Origin of the sequence: Xanthobacter dioxanivorans (genome assembly GCF_016807805.1) — a bacterium.
GTDB lineage: Bacteria > Pseudomonadota > Alphaproteobacteria > Rhizobiales > Xanthobacteraceae > Xanthobacter > Xanthobacter dioxanivorans.
In genome coordinates, this window is sequence record NZ_CP063362.1 from 6,005,194 (window position 1) to 6,021,010 (window position 15,817).

Below are 15,817 nucleotides of genomic sequence, written 5' to 3' on the forward strand. Positions count from 1 at the left end.
ATGGCCGCATTGAACGGGACCGCGCCTCTTCTGTCGGTGAAGGACCTGCACGGCCACTATGGCGAAAGCCATGCGCTGCACGGCATGACCTTCGACGTCCATCCCGGCGAGGTGGTGACCTTGCTCGGCCGCAACGGCGCCGGCAAGACCACCACCATGCGCGCCATCATGGGCCTTTTGCGCAAGCGCGCCGGCTCGATCCGCTACGAGGGGACCGAGACGGTCGGGCTCGCGCCCAACAAGATCGCCCGGCTCGGCATCGCCATCTGCCCCGAAGAGCGCGGCATCTTCGCCTCGCTCTCGGTGCGCGAGAACCTGCTGCTGCCGCCGGTGGTGCTGCCCGGCGGCCTCAGCGTGGACGAGGTGCACGAGCTGTTTCCACGGCTGGAGGAGCGGCGCAACAGCCAGGGCACCAAGCTGTCCGGCGGCGAGCAGCAGATGCTCGCTATCGCTCGCATCCTGCGCACTGGGGCGAAGCTCCTGTTGCTGGACGAGCCGTCTGAGGGCTTGGCCCCGGTGATCGTGCAGCACATCGGCCAGATCATCCGGAACCTCAAGAACAAGGGGTTCACGGTGCTGCTGGTGGAGCAGAACTTCCACTTCGCCTCCACCGTCGCCGACCGCCACTATGTGGTGGAGCACGGCCGGGTGGTGGACATGGTGGAGAACGACAAGATCGCTGAGAACGCCGCGCGTCTCGAAGCCTTCCTCGGCGTCTGAGGGCAAGTCATGATCGAACTTCTTGGAATACCTCCTCAGGCCCTGTTCGGGCAGCTGCTGCTCGGGCTCATCAACGGGTCCTTCTACGCCATGCTGAGCCTTGGGCTGGCGGTGATCTTCGGCCTGCTCAACGTGATCAACTTCACCCACGGCGCGCAGTACATGATGGGCGCCTTCGGGGCCTGGATGCTGCTCAACTACCTGGGCGTACCCTTCTGGGGGCGCTCGTCGTGGCGCCGGTGATGGTGGCGCTCATCGGCATGGTGATCGAGCGCACCTTGCTGCGCCGCCTCTACCATCTCGACCACCTCTACGGCATGCTGCTCACCTTCGGCCTCGCCCTCATCATCGAGGGCCTGTTCCGCCGGCAGTACGGCTCCTCCGGCCTGCCCTACAACAACCCCCTGCCGGGCGGCACCAACCTCGGCTTCATGTTCCTGCCCAACTACCGCGCCTTCGTGGTGGTGGCCTCCCTCGTGGTGTGCCTCGCCACCTGGTTCATCATCGAGCGCACCAAGCTCGGCTCGTACCTGCGCGCCGCCACCGAGCGGCCGGACCTGGTGCAGGCCTTCGGCATCGACGTGCCGCGCATGATCACCCTGACCTACGGCTTCGGCGTGGGCCTCGCGGCGCTCGCCGGCGTGCTCGCCGCCCCCGCCTATCAGGTGAGCCCCACCATGGGCTCCAACCTCATCATCGTGGTGTTCGCCGTGGTGGTGATCGGCGGCATGGGCTCCATCCTGGGGGCCATCCTCACTGGCTTCGGCCTCGGGGTGACCGAGGGCCTGACCAAGGTGTTCTATCCCGAGGCCTCCTCCACCGTCATCTTCGTCATCATGGCGCTGGTGCTCATGGTGAAACCCGCCGGCCTGTTCGGCACGGCCAAGTGAGGGCGCATCAATGACAACGTCTTCCTCCACCACAGCGCCCGTCACCACCTCCGCGACCTCATCCAGGTTCCCGATGACACTGGTGCTCGGGCTTGTCGCTGTCGCGTTGCTCCTCGCCGCACCATTCGCGGTCTATCCCGTGTTCCTGATGAAGGTGATGTGCTTCGCGCTGTTCGCGTGCGCCTTCAACCTGATGCTGGGCTACACGGGGCTCTTGTCGTTCGGCCATGCGATGTTCTTCGGCGGTTCGGCGTACATCTCTGCCCACGCCATCAAGGTGCTGGGATTCACGCCGGAGTTGGGCATCCTCGCCGGCGTGCTGTTCTCGACCGTGCTGAGCTTCCTCGTCGGCCTGCTCGCCGTCCGTCGCCAAGGCATCTACTTCGCCATGGTGACGCTGGCGCTGGCGCAGATGTTCTTCTTCTTCTGCCTACAGGCCAAGTTCACCGGCGGCGAGGACGGCCTCCAGGCGGTGCCGCGCCGTGCGCTCCTCGGCTTCATCGACATCACCAAGGACAGCCATCTTTACTATTTGGTCCTGGCGATCTTCCTGTTCGGGTTCCTGGTGGTCTACCGCACCATCCACTCCCCGTTCGGGCAGGTCCTGAAGGCGATCCGCGAGAACGAGCCGCGGGCAATCTCGCTCGGCTACAGGGTGAACCAGTACAAGCTGCTCGCCTTCGTGCTGTCGGCCGCTCTGGCCGGACTTGCGGGATCGACCAAGGTGCTGGTGTTCCAACTGGCCTCGCTGACCGACGTGGCGTGGCAGATGTCGGGCGAGGTGATCCTGATGACGCTGGTGGGCGGCATGGGCACCATCCTCGGCCCGGTGGTGGGGGCGGCGGTCATCGTGACCATGCAGAACTACCTCGCAGGCCTCGGCGAGTGGGTGCTGGTGATCCAGGGCGTGATCTTCGTCGTCGCCGTCTCCCTGTTCCGCCGCGGCATCGCTGGCGAGATCGTCGCCATTGGAAGACTCTGGAAGGCCAAAAAAACAAACCAATGAAGCAATGCCGATCGCCTGGGCCAACCTTGTAAATACGCGATAGGCGGCGGGCGAATGATCCTGCCGACTATTGATGTTGATACGAGGCCGGAAACTCTAACTTCCGGCGGTCCAATGAATTGTCTCGCATCAGCCCCACTCACACCCTTGCCCGGATTTCCTGCTGCTCAATGGGAAATGAGCAAAGGGATCGGCGACTGCGCCAGGAGCGAACGCGTTACGCCGCCGAGCACGATCTCCCGGACGCGGGCATGGCTGTAAGCGCCGAGCACGATCATGTCATGGGCATTGGACACAGCGTATTCCAGGATGACCTCCGGGATCGCTCGCCCATGTGACTGGACGGGATCGACGGTCAGGCGGACACCGTGGCGCAGCAGGAACATGGCCACCTCCACCCCCGGCTCCTCTCCCGCGGGGATGGTCGCCTGCGGATCCACGATAAGCACCGTCACCGATGACGCGAGCGCCAGCAGAGGCAGGGAGTCGCCGATGGCCCGGCGCGATTCTCGGCTTGCATTCCAGCCGATAAGAATGCGCTGGGGCGGTTTCGTGTTGCGCCAGCTCTCCGGCACGAGCAGGAAGGGAACGCCCGTCGCAAGCTGCACGACATCGGCCGGCGGCCCCTCGTCGAGCCATGACTCCTTCGGAGGCGCAGCGACGACGAGATCGGCGTGCAGGGCGCCGATGCGGCGTTCGTCCTCTCCGTGAGGCGCGTGGACACGGAACTCGCAACGCACATCCCGCCGGGCGGCGTGCTTTTCGAAGACCTCCCGCGCGTTGCGGATCATGTCGTCCCTGCGGGCTTGTTGATGGTGCAGAAGGTTAGCGATCGCCGCTTGCCCGCGGACATGGGAGGCAGCCAGCCCCCGCCGATGTCCGGGGGAAGCAGGAATATTCCGACGAGATGTGCGCCATGGCGCCGTGCGAGATTGGTGGCGTAGTCCATCCGCGTTTCGCGTGACGGATCATTGTCAAAGAGAACAGCGATCGTCTTGATATCCATGGATCTTACCCTGTGAGGCCCATTCGTCGCATTCTGCACCTGCTCTACGACGCCGTGCGTCTTGGTCGCCCGGCCAACCAAAAAGCCGCTTGGGCGATGATGCCGGAGCCGGCAAGCACGAGAGCGGCGGCGAGCGCGGGGTCGGATCCGATGCCGGCCAAGGCCGTACACAGGGCGCCGACCGCCATCTGGATGGCGCCATAGAGGCCCGACGCGGAGCCGGCAACGCGGGGATTGACGCTGAGGGCCTCTGCCAGCGCGGCAGGGGCCGCGGTGCCCACGCCCACGGAAAATATGAACACGGTGGCGATGGCCAGGGGCACGGTGAGCTGATCCGACAGCACGACGGCGAGCAGCACGAGCGCGGCTGCCACGCTGACCCCATTGGCGCCCACCAGCAGGCGGCCGACGGAAACACGGGCGATGAGCCGGCTCGCGAATACGCTGCCCACCCACACGCCCAGAACCAGCAGGGCGATGTAGCCCCCGACGCGGGCCGTGGGCTGGTGCAGTTCGCCGACCAAGATGAAGGGGGCCGCCGCGACGAATCCATAGAGGGAGGTGGTGGCGCAGCCGCCGCCCACCGCATAGCCCCAGAAGGCCGGCGCCCGTAACAACTGGCCATAGCCCTCCATCAGCCCGCTGGCGGCGCCTTCGGTTGCCCGTCCGGTCTCTGGGAGAAGACGCCAAGTGAGCAGGAGGTTGACCACGCCGAGCAGGGTCAGGGCGAGAAAGATGGAGCGCCATCCCGCCGCATCGGCGAGAAGGCCGCCCACCAGCGGCGCCGCGCCCGGACCGACGGTGATCATGAGATTCATCAAGGCGAGGCGCCGGGTGGTGTCCGCCGGCGCCGAGGTATCGCGCACGATGGCGCGCGCCAGCACGAGGCCGGCGCAGCCGCCCAGCGCCTGGAACAGCCGGGCGGCGATGAGGGCGTTGACGCTCGGCGCCAGCATCGCTGCGAGGCCGGCGACGGTGTAGAGGGAGAGCCCCGCCAGCAGGACGGGCCGGCGCCCGAACCGGTCGGCGAGAGGCCCGTAGACGAGCTGTCCGCCGGCGAGGCCGAGGATGTAGAGGCTGATGGTGAGTTGCATGGCCGCCATCCCGCCGCCGAGATCGGCCTGGGCGATAGGCAATGCCGGCACGAAGACATGCATGGCAAGGGTGCCGGAAAAGGCCAGGAGCGCCAGCAGCCAGAGCGGCGCCCTCCGGTGGGGCGGCTCACCCCCTTTCAGCTGTTCTGATGCCGGCGGAGCACTCAGTGGAGCATTCATTGCATTTCGTCCTGGCGTCACGGCAGAGCGCGGAGCGGCCCCCAAGACGGTCCGTCCGCGGGCGGCGCAGCGCTCTCATTGAGCCGGTCGCGCGGCGCGCACGGATTGGGCGTCCGACGGCTCCGCGTGCGCGGTCTTTTTGGTTGCGGCTGCCATGCCCGGCTCGATCTCCACGGTGGCGGTGAGGCCGGCCACGAGGCGGATGCCGGGCGGGACCTCCTCCAGGGCGATGCGCACCGGCACCCGCTGGGCAAGGCGCACCCAATTGAAGGTGGGATTGATGTTGGCGAGAAGGCCGGAACCGGCCGTGCGCTCGCGGTCCTCGATGGCCGCCGCGACGCTCTGCACCCGACCGCGCAGCAGGGTCGGCTCGCCCATCAGGCGGATCGTGACGGGATCGCCCACATGGATGCGCGGAAGCTTGGTCTCCTCGAAATAGCCCTCGACCCGAAGCGAATCCGTATCCACCAGGGCCACCACCGCCTTGCCGGTGGAGACGTAGTCGCCCCGCCGCAGCTCCAGATTGGTGACGATGCCGTTGGCTGGCGCCTTGATCTCCGAGCGCTCGAGGTTGAGCCGGGCGAGGGCGCGCTCGCTCACCGCCTGCTGGTAGGCCGCGTCGGCCTGGGCGAGGGCGGTCTGGGCCTGCTCGGTGTTCTGCGGCGAGACCACCTGCCGCTCGCGCAACTGCGTGTAGCGTGCGAGGTCGCGCTTGGCCTGCTCCAGCGTCGCGGCGCGGCCCTCCACCGCAGCCTCCGCCTGCTTCAGGGCGATGGCGAAGCGCTCGCGGTCCACCCGGAACAGGGCGTCGCCCTTCTTCACCGCGGCATTGTCGCGGACCAGCACCTCGCTCACGAGACCGGAGACGTCGGGAGCGATGCCGACCACATCGGCGCGCACGCGGGCGTCCCGCGTCCAGGGGGCGTTCATGTAGGTGTCCCAGAGCGCGCGGCCCACGAGAACGGCTCCCGCGACCACAATGAGGGTGACGCATATGCGGACCCACTTCGCGACATCGATCTTCATCATGCGATCCGTTGGAGAAGGACATATCCCGCGCCGGTCACGAGCACGAACAGGGCGAGGTCGAACAGCGCCCGGTGCCAGATGAGGCGGCCAAGCCCCACCTGGCTGACGATGCGGGAAAGGAGCCGCGTAACCGCCATGGCAGCGAGCGCGAGGAGGAGAAAGGTCGGCACGTAGACGCCGAAGATGTCGAGTTCCGCGGGCAATTGGGGTCTCCTCGCGTGTCTCACTCGGCCGCGAGCAAAGACGGGGCGACGGCGCCCCGTGCCGGCGGCAGGAGGGGCGCCGTCGCCCCGGGGAACAGAGCCTGCCTGAGGCCGACCAGCGCCTGCAGGGCATTGTCCGCCGCTTGCCCGGCGCGCTGGGCAAGCACGGCACGGATCGCCTCGTCCACATGGGTCAGAAGGCCGGCGGGCGGCAGCAGCACCGCGCCGGCCTTCTGCTGCGTTCGGAAATGCCCGGCCACTCCGGCGAGGACGGCATTGATGGTGTCCTTCGCGGCACCAGGCAGCGCGCGGCGATCGCGCTGGAGGTCGAGGACATTGTAGCCGATGCGCAAGTCTCTGAGCCCGTCCGTGGCGAGGCCGTCGTCGATGGCACCCGAGGCGAGGCGGGGAACGAGCAGACCGAGGCGGTCGAGGGTGCGGCTCACCAGCACGCGGTGGTCCTGCAGGCGGGTGCCGGCGGCGCAGGCGGCAAGGTCCGCCCAGCCGGAGCGCACGAGGCGGCGGGCGGTGATCTCGGCACCGAAGGGTTTGGTCGCCAACGCCCAGATCCAGGCGAACAGGAAGCCGCCGGTCACCGCCAGGCTTTCATTCACATAAACGGTGAAATCCGCATTGTAGTGGCTCTGGACCGAGAGGGAGCCCGAACCCGTTGCGGCGAGCAAAAGTGTCACGATACCGAGTTCCGGGCGGGGAATGAGCGCCCCAACCAGCAGGAACGGCGGCGCGAGCACCAGCACGAGCATCGCGAAATCGTGGACCCGGGGCACCACCGTGAACAGAAGGATCCCGGCGATCAGCTGGGCCGCGGTGCCCCAGACCACCATCATCCAGAGGAACGGGGCTGGCCGGTCCTGGGCGCCGAAGAAGCAGCAGGCGACCGCCGCCATGGCCACGAAATTGGCGCCGCCGGGCCATCCGCTCGCGATCCAGATCAGGCTCGCCGTCAGGGTCGCGAGCCCGGCGAAAGCGGTGGAGAACAGCAGCAGGCCCTGATCGTGATGGCGTGCGGTGCCGAGGATGGGCCGGTGATGCAGCGCCGGCGCCCAGTGTCCCGCAGCAGGGTCTCCAACCACCTGCCGGCGCAACGCGAGGCAGTCCTGCCAGAGATCGACAAGCTCTTTGAGCCGGGCGCAGAGGTTCGCGTGAAGGAGACTGGGCCAGTCACTGCGGGTGCCGGGATTCGGAGTCAGCTCAGCGATCCGTGCGCGCAACCGCTCCGGCGTGTCGGGAGCGCCCCCGATCCAGTCCGCGATTTCGCGGGCGAGGGCGACAAGATCGTCCCGCGCGCTGCCCATCGCTTCCTCGCGGGTGATTGCGCGCATCCGGTCGTTGAGGGAGGACAGTACCGGCAGGAGCAGCAGCAGGCGACCGCGGAGCTCTCCGGCTTCGCGGGCGAAGGCGCGCGCCTCGGGATCGTGTGCCAGTTGCAGGATGAGCGCGTCGAGCGCCGCGACGTCTGCGGCGAGCTTCTGTCGGACCAGGGGCACGGCCTCATCCGTCACCTCGCCACGCAGCACCTCGCCGGCCCAGGCGCCGGCATCGCGCAGCCAGCCGCCGACGCGCGCGGCGAAGGCCGGCCCGACGCTCACCGGGAAGACGAGCGCGCCCACGAGGCTCGCGCACAGGATTCCGAGGATGATCTCTTCGCTGCGAGCGAGAGCCACGTCAAAGATGGTCTCCGGCGCGGTGACCGTCGGCAAAGCGATGATGGGCAGAGTGTAGGCCGCCAGCATGAACACATAGCTGCGGGGCGTGCGATCGAGTAGGGCGAGGTAGAGCAGCCCCCCGACCCAGGCGGCGACGGCGAGGCTCAGAAGCTCGGGGGCGCTCACGAACGCCGGCACGAGCACCACCGCGCCGGTGGCGCCGATGAGGGTACCGAACATGCGATAGAGCGCCTTGGAGGTCGTGGCGCCGGTGAGCGGGTGGGACACCACATAGACTGTGGTCATGGCCCAATAGGGGCGCGGCAGGTCCATGGCCAGGGCCACGTAGAGCGCCAGCATGGCGGCGGTGAAGGCCTTGGTGGAGAACAGCCAGTCGCGAGCAGAGGGAAGCTTCAAGAGTCCGCCTCCAGGAGACTGGGGTTCTGCTGGAGCCGGGTATGGGCGTGCTCAAGGGCCTCAAGCACCCGGAGGGTCGCCTCGACATCCGCTTCGCTGATCTCTGCGAAGATGCGGGACCGCAGCCTGGCGATGGCGCCCTCGATGCGCTCCGCGAGCTGCTCGCCCTCCGCAGTAAGCCACAGGGTCTTGGCGCGACGGTCCTCCGGATCGTCCCGGCGCACCACCAGACCGGCTTCACAGAGCTGGTCGAGCAAGCGGACGAGGGACGTGCCTTCGATGCCCACGTGTGCCGCAAGGGTCACCTGACGCACGCCGCCGCCGAGGCGCCTCAGCCACACCAGGGGCGAGGCGCAGGCCTCCGAAATGTCATCGGCCGCGAGCGCGGCTGCCGTCAGCCGCCGCCATTGCCGGCCCGCCTGCAACAGGCCGGAGGTGAGCCGCCGACGGCTTGCTTGTTGGTTGTTCATGAGCACATAATGTGTCAGAAATTAATTCTGATGCAATCAATTCGGGTCGTGAGCGGGGCGGCGACCGGATCAAGCTGAGGGCAGCTCGATCGCAAGAGCCTGCGCAAAGCGACCGTCCATGCGGACCGCACGGACCTCTCACATGCGGCCGGTGAATGGGCCGCCTCGGTCCGGGAATGGGAAAGCGTGCGATATGGGGAGCAAGCATGACCACCGGCCTGCATGAAGCCGTCGCAAATGATCTGAGCGAGGTTGCACCCGGCCTTCTGCGCGTGCGTGTGCCGCTGCCCTTTCCGCCGAGCGAGGTCAACGCCTGGCTGCTCTCGGGGCCGGACGGATGGACCCTGATCGATTCCGGCATTGACGACGCCCCGACGCGGGCGCTTTTCGCGCGGGTGCTGGCTGATCCGCTGCTCGGCGGACGGCCCGTGGCGCGGCTCCTCGGGACCCATTTCCATCCGGACCATGTGGGGCTGGTGGGTTGGCTCCATGCCCGCACTGGCGCCGACATCCACATGAGCCGCCTGGAGTGGATGCAGGCGCGCCTGCTCCTCAACGAGGATCCCGTGGAGGTGATTCCTCAGCTCGTGGCCCACAACCGGCTGTGCGGCGCGCCCCAGCCGTTCCTGGACCTGGTGGAACGCCGGGGCATGCTTTATCCCAAATGGGTCGGGCCGCTTCCCCGGCGCTATATGCGAGTGAAGGAAGGGGACGAACTGACGCTCGGCGGCAGCGCGTGGCGGGTGATGATCGGCGAAGGCCACGCGCCGGAGATGATCTGCCTCTATTGCGCGGAGAGAGACCTGCTGATCGCGGCGGACCAGATTCTCGCACGAATCTCGCCGCACATTGGGACGCACCCTTCGGACCCATGCGCCGATCCGCTCGGCGCGTTCCTGGAATCGCTCCTTCAGTTCGAGGCGCTGCCCGAAGGCACTCTGGTCCTGCCTTCCCACGGCGACCCGTTCCACGGCCTCCATGGGCGGATCGCCGCGCTCAAGGCGCATCACGACGAGCGGCTGGAACGGCTCATGGACTTTTGCATCGAGCCGCGCACGGTGATGGAGACGCTGGAGGTCCTGTTCCGGCCTCTGCCGCTCGATCAGACCGGTTTCGGGCTCAGCGAGGCTCTGGCGCACTTGCGTCATCTGACCGTCCGCGGGGAACTGGCGCGCGGGATGGACGGGCAAAGGTGGGTGTTTGCCCGGCGTTAGGACGCTTCGGAGCAGACAGATGCGGTTTGCACGGCAAGCGGCGACAGCTCATGAGGGTTGCATCTTGGCATCCGAGAAGAGCGACCAGGCGGCAACGAACAGGGCGACGATCAGCGGGCCAAGGACAAATCCATTCATGCCGATCAGCGAGAGGCCGCCCACCGTGGAAATGAGCACGGCGTAGTCCGGCAGCATGGTGCCCTTCCCCACCAAAGCTGGCCGCAGGAAGTTGTCCACCGTGCTGATCACCAGCGTGCCGATCGCGAGCAGGATGGCGCCCTTCAGATAGGCGCCGGTCAGCAGCAGATAGGCGGCCGCCGGCACCCAGACCAGTCCGGAGCCCACAGCGGGCAGAAGTGACAGGACGGCCATCAGGACGCCCCACAAGAGCGCGGGCTGTATACCCAGCATCCAGAAAGTCACTCCGCCGGTGGCGCCCTGGATTGCGGCGATGGTGACATTGCCCTTGACCGTGGCCTTCACCACAGAGGTGAACTTCTCGAGCAGCTGGTCGGTTTCACGCTCGCCGAGAGGGCTGGCTTTGCGGAGACTGGCAGCAAGGACCACGCCGTCGCGGAACAGGAAGAACAGCAGGTACAGCATCACCCCAAGGCTGATGACGAACTGAGCCGTGTTCTGCCCGATGATGATCGCCCTGTTGGCGACGGTCTGGCTGAATTCAAGCAGGAACGACGTCAGCCGGGTCTGGAGCTGAGCCATGTCGCCGAGATCGAGCGCGGCAAGGGCCTCCCGGACGAAGGACGGCAGCACCCCCTGGAGTTGCGCGAGCATTGTACCCGGATCGAATTCGCGCGTGCCGATGCGGGTGTAGAGGCCGGCGGCTTCGTTGGCGAGGGCGGCGAGGATCAGCGTGCCTGGAATGACGACGACGCAGATGCAGGCCAGGACACTGAAGGTAGCCGCGAGGTTGCGCCGGCCACCGAGCCACCTCTCAAGCCAGCGTTGGAGCGGATCGAACAGGATCGCCAGGATGACTGCCCACAAGATCGCGCCGTAATAAGGCCATAGCAGCCAGAGGAACGCCACCGTCACGAGCACGAGGGTGGCGAGAAAGGCGAACTCCTGGATCTTCGTCCGCGGCATGGGCGGACTTGCCTCCGTGATTGCAGGTCCCCTATCTCGCCTATTCCGGCCCGGCATGTCCAAGCAATCTGGGCATGGCCCCGCCTCCGGCCGGTCGGATTCGTGTCGCGCATTCACCGCAAGAAGCCCCAGGGCAAGCCGATGACCGAGCGCACGCGCAGGCCAACGCTCAGAAATCGAAAGTCCGCTCCCAGGTCGAGCACGTCGTGTGCATCAGAAGGGGCTGATGGGGCTCGTCGTGCGAACCATCGGCCTCGCCAGAGCCAGAGTGAAGATCGGGCTCGCCAACATTGCATAAAAGATTTGCGCCCGCTGGTCTGGCTGCACGGCAAAATCGCCTCGCCACAGCCGAACGCGGGCGGCCACGGCCGTTGCCGACCACCGAACCGCATCAAGTCGCCCAGCGCAACCGCGCCGAAACCCCTCATCCACCTTCGATCCCTTCAAATTGTGTTTCGGCATCTCCCACGACGACACCGGCCTCAAATCGCCATAGCACCGCGACGACCTCTACCGTCGTGCTCGTCGGACCGCGGTTTCCTCCCCTGGAGGCTTTCCGACGACGGCCCGCGTGCCTGCGCCCACTGTCGTGATCGGGCCGGCGTCCGAAACCCTTCAAAACACGCGAACAAAGCGCCGTCTCCAAAAAACAAAAGTCAGAACAAAGACGAAAACTCACTGATCCGCTGGTCAGTTCAGGAAATCCAGCGCGTTACCATCGGACTTGATCAAAGCTGAATCAAGCCTTCGCACATTTTCATATGGTCGTAAACGCAAAACTACCTGAATATATTCTTCGGCTGAGCATTGATGGATTCTGTGTCCACAACCAGGACTGCGGATTCAATGACATTGAATGGCATGAGCCTTTCGAGGCCGCTTCGGGTGACCAAAAAAAACGGGAAGCGGCGGTTTGACTCACAGATTCAGCCTTCGAGGGATTTGTCACGCGGAGATTCACCCGATTGTCCTGGCACACCGCAGCCGGCCAGTTGACATATTGCCCACCGATTGCTTTAATAATACGAAATTAATTTCGTATATATGAAATAAATGAGCGCTATCCGATCCGCATCCAAGGTGCCCGAGGAATACTACAAGGAGGTCCAGACAATTCCGGGCGACCCGGCTTTCGCGTCCAAGGTGGAGTCCACCCTGACCTTCCCAGTGGCGGCACGCGGCAGGCCGCGAAAGAGCCCCGTGCCCGACGTGACCTCACTCTCGGCGGAGAAGACGCTGGCGAGCGCTCCCTGGTGCTCGCTGAGCTGGAGGCTAGTGGTCCGACCCAAACAGATGGTTCCCATCTGTTTGGACAAGTGGGCCCACCAGCTAAGGAGACGAAACAATTAGCTAGGGAGACGAAACATGCCGACATCAGCGAGTGAGAAAACCGACAGCAAAGTGACAGCCTCGGCAGGCGTTCGGGCGTCGATTGCGGACTGCAAGGATCTGCCGGTGCTCGACTTAGGCCCCTATCTGGCGGATGCGCCTGGCGCGCTCGAGCAACTGGCCTCGGATGTGAAGTTTATCCAGGAAAACCTAGGCTTCTTTGCGATCGTCAACCACGGCATCCCGCAGTCCCTGATCGATGAAGCGTTCCGCCAGACCGAGAAGCTGTTCGAAATTCCGATGGAGGAAAAGCTCAAGCACCGGGTCGGTTTCCACCACCAGGGCTATCTCCCGCCCAAGTCCTCAATCCTGAAATCGTGCGCGATCATGGAGAAGATCGCGGTCAATACCAAGAAGGACACCAATGCCGCTTGGGTGTTCATGCGCAACCGCAACGCCGACGACCCGAAAGTGTTGGCCAATGTGCGACACCGTGGGCTGAACCAGTGGCCCGACAGCCTGCCCGAATTCAAGAAGGCGTTGGACGCGTACGTGACCGCAATGGAGCAGCTCGCCCTCAAGCTGCTGCCTATCTATGCGCGTGCGTTGGGTCTTCCCGCCGACTACTTCGAGAGCATGTTCAAGACGCCGGAGTACTACCTGCGCTGCGCCTACTATCACCCCGAAGAGGGGATGGAAGAAGGCCAGTACGCGCTCGCGCCGCACTCTGACGGCAGCTTCCTGACGCTGCTGCCGATGACGCCGGTGCCAGGGCTGGAGGTCATGACACCCTCGAAGGAGTGGCTCAAGGTCAGCTACGTCAAGGGCGCATTGATCGTGAACACCGGGCAGGTTCTCAACCGCCTGTCAAACGACCGCTTCATTGCCACGCCACACCGTGTCGTCAACCCACCGATGAAGCGCTACGGGGTGGTCTTCTTCTTCTACCCGGACGACGACGCCAACGTAGGCCCGATCCCGTCGTGCATCGGCCCGGGCGAAAAGGCGAAGTACGACTCGCGCTCCTTCTACGACTTCTTCGTGCCCTACCTGGACGACCTTTACCACTACAACGACCCCAACTTCATGAAGGACGTTGAGCCTGAAGGCGTGACCTCGAAGGCTTGAGGTCGTCATCGGCGAAGGCATATCGTCCGTGCGGACCACACCCGCAGCGGACGATATGCCATGGCTCCAACTGGAGGGAGAGCTGGCCTCGCGATCTCCTTCTGGCAGCCCATGCCGTCGATGGTGACGATCGCCCCGTTTAGCGTCAGCAGGTTCAAGAGCTCAGGGATGGCGGTGATCTCGTTGGACTTCTCCGCCACCTTGGCCTGGTCCAGCACCAGCAGCTGCCGGCTCGACCACGCCGAGATCATGTGGATCGGCGCCTTGCCCCCGCCTTCCTGATAGGCGCGCCGCAGCGTCTTGCCATCGACAGCGACGATATCGGGGCCGAACTTGGTGAGGGAGCCGACCCACGCGATGAAGCAGCTCTGGAACTGCTCGGCATCGAGAGCCGCGAACAGGTCGCCCAGCTGGTCGTGCGACGGCGTGCCATTCGCGAATGGCCGGAAGCGGCGCAGAGGCTCCAGCTTCTTCTAGCCGAACTCGGCGATCTCCACCCAGCTCTCGGCGGCGGCGAGGACGGCGACCAAGCACAGGAGCAACACCTCGTCGAGCCGATACCACACCTTGCCGACCTGGCGCGGATCTTCCAGGGGCTCGAAATACTCCAGCCACCCAACCACTTGGTCAAATGCACGCTCGGCTTGCGTCTCGGCCTGCCCCTTCGTTCTTGTCCTCCGCGAGTCAAGAGGACACAGGACATCGACAGATTCAGCCTTCGCGGGAATTGTCACGCGGAGATTCACCCAATTGCCCTGGCGCACCGCCGCCGGCCAGTTGACAATATCGTCTAATTCCATTTCAATATCGCAAATTAAATTTTGGATATATGAAATAAATGAGCGCTGTCCGATCCGCCTCCCGGGCCCTTCAGATTTTCGAGGCGTTTGGCGCCGAGGGGCGCCCGCTCCTGCTGACGGAGATCGCGCCGTCCATCGATGTCCCGTTGTCGAGCTGCTACGGGTTGGTCCAGACCCTGCTGGAGCGGGGCTATCTTTATGCGGTGAGCCGGCGGCGCGGGTTTTATCCCACCCGCAAGCTTCATACGCTCTCCACCGCCATCGTGGCGAAGGACCCCTACCTCCAGCGCCTCCTGCCCCATCTCGAGCGGCTGCGCGATGCGGTGAGCGAGACGGTGATCGTGGGCACCCGCCAGAACGACCAGGTGCTCTATCTGGAAGTGCTCGAAGGGCCGCAAACCATCCGCTATTCGGCGAGCCCTGGCGACTTCAAGCCGTTGCATTCGAGTTCCATCGGCAAGGCCTTATTGTCCCTCGCTCCGGACGACGGCGTGGACACCCTCGCGGCCAAGGCACTCCTCCCGGCGATCACGCCGAACACCATCACGGACCGGGACCGGCTGAAGGCGGATCTCAAGGCGGGCCGGGCGCGGGGCTACTTCATGACCCGCGGGGAGAACATGGTGGATGTGACCGCGCTCGCCGCGCCCATGGAGCTGGAGGGGATGACTGTTGGCGTTGCCATCGCCGGTCCCAGCTACCGGATGGAACAATCCATGGAGACCTTGGCCGACCGCCTGCTCGATACGGTCGGAACCATCAAGGCGGTCGCATCATGAACGCGCAGACGCACCAATTACGGGTGGCGGTGACCGGCGCCCGTCTCGACGTGGTCATCGACCGGCCCCAGGCGCGCAACGCCCTGAGCCTGGAGACCCTGCACGAGCTGGAGATGGTTTTCACCCGCTTCGCCGAGGTGCCGGATCTCAGCGTCGCCGTCCTCACCGGCGCGGGCGAGCGGGCCTTCGCCGCCGGGGGCGACCTGAAGGAGCTGAACGACCATCGCTCGGAGGCGCAGGCCGGAGCCCTGTTCGATGCGGGCCGCGCGGCCCTCGATGCGGTGCGGCGCTTCCCCCTGCCCGTGGTGGCGGCGCTCAATGGCGTTGCCCTGGGCGGGGGCGCGGAGCTGGCCATGGCGTGCGATTTCCGCCTCGCCGCAGGCCATGCCGCCATCGGCTTCGTGCAGGCGCAACTCGCCATCACCACAGGGTTCGGCGGCGTCGCCGATCTTCAGGCCGCCATTGGTCCGCGCAAGGCCATGGGCATGATGCTGTCCGCCCGCGTCTTCAAGGCGCCGGAGGCCGAGGCGCAGGGCCTGTTCGATGCCGTGGCGGGGGAGAACGAGCCCCTGGAGGTCCTCGTCTCTCGCTTCCTCACGCCGATCCTGGAGCGTCCGCCGGCGCTGGCGCGCGACATCAAGGCCGTGGCGCGTGCCGCCATGGACCCGGCGCGCTGCGCCGCCGTGGGCGAGGAGGAACGGGCGCGCTTCATCCGCGCCTGGACGAGCGAGGAACACTGGGCCGCCGCCGACCGCTTGCTGGCCCGCAGGAGCTGAGAGAA

General features: G+C 65.7%; 14 protein-coding genes and 3 pseudogenes. 8 read left to right on the forward strand and 9 right to left on the reverse strand.

Going from position 1 to position 15,817, the window contains the following annotated elements:
• The 3 genes and pseudogenes from EZH22_RS27990 to EZH22_RS28000 all read left to right on the forward strand — a co-directional run bounded on the left by EZH22_RS27990 (position 1) and on the right by EZH22_RS28000 (position 2,616).
• Entirely contained in the window at positions 1–720 is a 720-nt protein-coding gene (locus tag EZH22_RS27990; protein ID WP_203193595.1) for an ABC transporter ATP-binding protein, read from the forward strand.
• Between the two features lie 9 nt (positions 721–729).
• Positions 730–1,610: pseudogene (locus EZH22_RS27995) on the forward strand (branched-chain amino acid ABC transporter permease).
• 10 nt (positions 1,611–1,620) lie between these two features.
• The gene (locus tag EZH22_RS28000; protein ID WP_203193596.1) at positions 1,621–2,616 is read left to right on the forward strand and encodes a branched-chain amino acid ABC transporter permease; all 996 of its coding nucleotides are present in this window, start codon (positions 1,621–1,623) and stop codon (positions 2,614–2,616) included.
• 167 nt (positions 2,617–2,783) lie between these two features.
• On the opposite strand, the gene EZH22_RS28005 is transcribed toward EZH22_RS28000, so the two are convergent.
• From EZH22_RS28005 to EZH22_RS28035, 7 genes are all read right to left on the reverse strand, one after another.
• Positions 2,784–3,407, reverse strand: coding sequence for a universal stress protein (locus tag EZH22_RS28005; RefSeq protein ID WP_203193597.1), 624 nt, complete (start codon positions 3,405–3,407; stop codon positions 2,784–2,786).
• Entirely contained in the window at positions 3,404–3,622 is a 219-nt protein-coding gene (locus EZH22_RS28010) for a hypothetical protein (RefSeq protein ID WP_203193598.1), read from the reverse strand. The genes EZH22_RS28005 and EZH22_RS28010 overlap by 4 nt, the downstream gene beginning before the upstream one ends.
• 44 nt (positions 3,623–3,666) lie before the next feature.
• The gene (locus tag EZH22_RS28015; RefSeq protein WP_203193599.1) at positions 3,667–4,896 is read right to left on the reverse strand and encodes a multidrug effflux MFS transporter; all 1,230 of its coding nucleotides are present in this window, start codon (positions 4,894–4,896) and stop codon (positions 3,667–3,669) included.
• A gap of 75 nt (positions 4,897–4,971) precedes the next feature.
• Positions 4,972–5,925 carry an efflux RND transporter periplasmic adaptor subunit gene (locus EZH22_RS28020; RefSeq protein WP_203193600.1) on the reverse strand — a complete coding sequence of 318 codons (954 nt, stop codon included), beginning with the start codon at positions 5,923–5,925 and terminating at the stop codon, positions 4,972–4,974.
• The gene (locus tag EZH22_RS28025; protein ID WP_203193601.1) at positions 5,922–6,128 is read right to left on the reverse strand and encodes a DUF1656 domain-containing protein; all 207 of its coding nucleotides are present in this window, start codon (positions 6,126–6,128) and stop codon (positions 5,922–5,924) included. Before EZH22_RS28025 ends, EZH22_RS28020 begins: the two co-directional genes overlap by 4 nt.
• A gap of 20 nt (positions 6,129–6,148) precedes the next feature.
• Positions 6,149–8,212 carry an FUSC family protein gene (locus EZH22_RS28030; RefSeq protein ID WP_203193602.1) on the reverse strand — a complete coding sequence of 688 codons (2,064 nt, stop codon included), beginning with the start codon at positions 8,210–8,212 and terminating at the stop codon, positions 6,149–6,151.
• Positions 8,209–8,682 (reverse strand): MarR family winged helix-turn-helix transcriptional regulator, encoded by a 474-nt coding sequence (locus EZH22_RS28035; RefSeq protein ID WP_203193603.1) that lies wholly within the window; start codon positions 8,680–8,682, stop codon positions 8,209–8,211. The genes EZH22_RS28030 and EZH22_RS28035 overlap by 4 nt, the downstream gene beginning before the upstream one ends.
• 206 nt (positions 8,683–8,888) lie before the next feature.
• On the opposite strand from EZH22_RS28035, the gene EZH22_RS28040 reads away from it, so the two are divergent.
• On the forward strand, positions 8,889–9,896 hold the full coding sequence (locus EZH22_RS28040; RefSeq protein ID WP_203193604.1) for an MBL fold metallo-hydrolase: 1,008 nt from the start codon (positions 8,889–8,891) through the stop codon (positions 9,894–9,896).
• 48 nt (positions 9,897–9,944) lie between these two features.
• On the opposite strand, the gene EZH22_RS28045 is transcribed toward EZH22_RS28040, so the two are convergent.
• Positions 9,945–11,000, reverse strand: a complete 1,056-nt coding sequence (locus tag EZH22_RS28045; RefSeq protein WP_203193605.1) for an AI-2E family transporter — start codon at positions 10,998–11,000, stop codon at positions 9,945–9,947.
• A 96-nt stretch (positions 11,001–11,096) separates the two neighbouring features.
• On the opposite strand from EZH22_RS28045, the pseudogene EZH22_RS28050 reads away from it, so the two are divergent.
• Positions 11,097–11,298 (forward strand): annotated as a pseudogene (locus EZH22_RS28050) (IS5/IS1182 family transposase); the annotation flags it as partial.
• A gap of 1,067 nt (positions 11,299–12,365) precedes the next feature.
• Entirely contained in the window at positions 12,366–13,457 is a 1,092-nt protein-coding gene (locus EZH22_RS28055) for an isopenicillin N synthase family dioxygenase (protein WP_203193606.1), read from the forward strand.
• 89 nt (positions 13,458–13,546) lie between these two features.
• Here the strand turns inward: EZH22_RS28055 and EZH22_RS28060 are convergent.
• A pseudogene (locus tag EZH22_RS28060) lies at positions 13,547–14,077 on the reverse strand (ISAs1 family transposase); the annotation flags it as partial.
• Positions 14,078–14,295: 218 nt separating this feature from the next.
• Between EZH22_RS28060 and EZH22_RS28070 the strand changes: the two are divergent.
• Entirely contained in the window at positions 14,296–15,036 is a 741-nt protein-coding gene (locus EZH22_RS28070; protein ID WP_203193608.1) for an IclR family transcriptional regulator, read from the forward strand.
• Positions 15,033–15,812 (forward strand): enoyl-CoA hydratase/isomerase family protein, encoded by a 780-nt coding sequence (locus EZH22_RS28075; protein WP_203193609.1) that lies wholly within the window; start codon positions 15,033–15,035, stop codon positions 15,810–15,812. Before EZH22_RS28070 ends, EZH22_RS28075 begins: the two co-directional genes overlap by 4 nt.
• Positions 15,813–15,817: the final 5 nt, after the last annotated feature.

Coding starts and splice junctions, on each gene's coding strand:
- EZH22_RS27990 (WP_203193595.1), top strand. CDS start 1: ATGGCCGCATTGAACGGGACCGCGCCTCTTCTGTCGGTGAAGGACCTG.
- EZH22_RS28000 (WP_203193596.1), top strand. CDS start 1,621: ATGACAACGTCTTCCTCCACCACAGCGCCCGTCACCACCTCCGCGACC.
- EZH22_RS28005 (WP_203193597.1), bottom strand. CDS start 3,407: ATGATCCGCAACGCGCGGGAGGTCTTCGAAAAGCACGCCGCCCGGCGG.
- EZH22_RS28010 (WP_203193598.1), bottom strand. CDS start 3,622: ATGGATATCAAGACGATCGCTGTTCTCTTTGACAATGATCCGTCACGC.
- EZH22_RS28015 (WP_203193599.1), bottom strand. CDS start 4,896: ATGAATGCTCCACTGAGTGCTCCGCCGGCATCAGAACAGCTGAAAGGG.
- EZH22_RS28020 (WP_203193600.1), bottom strand. CDS start 5,925: ATGATGAAGATCGATGTCGCGAAGTGGGTCCGCATATGCGTCACCCTC.
- EZH22_RS28035 (WP_203193603.1), bottom strand. CDS start 8,682: ATGAACAACCAACAAGCAAGCCGTCGGCGGCTCACCTCCGGCCTGTTG.
- EZH22_RS28040 (WP_203193604.1), top strand. CDS start 8,889: ATGACCACCGGCCTGCATGAAGCCGTCGCAAATGATCTGAGCGAGGTT.
- EZH22_RS28045 (WP_203193605.1), bottom strand. CDS start 11,000: ATGCCGCGGACGAAGATCCAGGAGTTCGCCTTTCTCGCCACCCTCGTG.
- EZH22_RS28055 (WP_203193606.1), top strand. CDS start 12,366: ATGCCGACATCAGCGAGTGAGAAAACCGACAGCAAAGTGACAGCCTCG.
- EZH22_RS28070 (WP_203193608.1), top strand. CDS start 14,296: ATGAGCGCTGTCCGATCCGCCTCCCGGGCCCTTCAGATTTTCGAGGCG.
- EZH22_RS28075 (WP_203193609.1), top strand. CDS start 15,033: ATGAACGCGCAGACGCACCAATTACGGGTGGCGGTGACCGGCGCCCGT.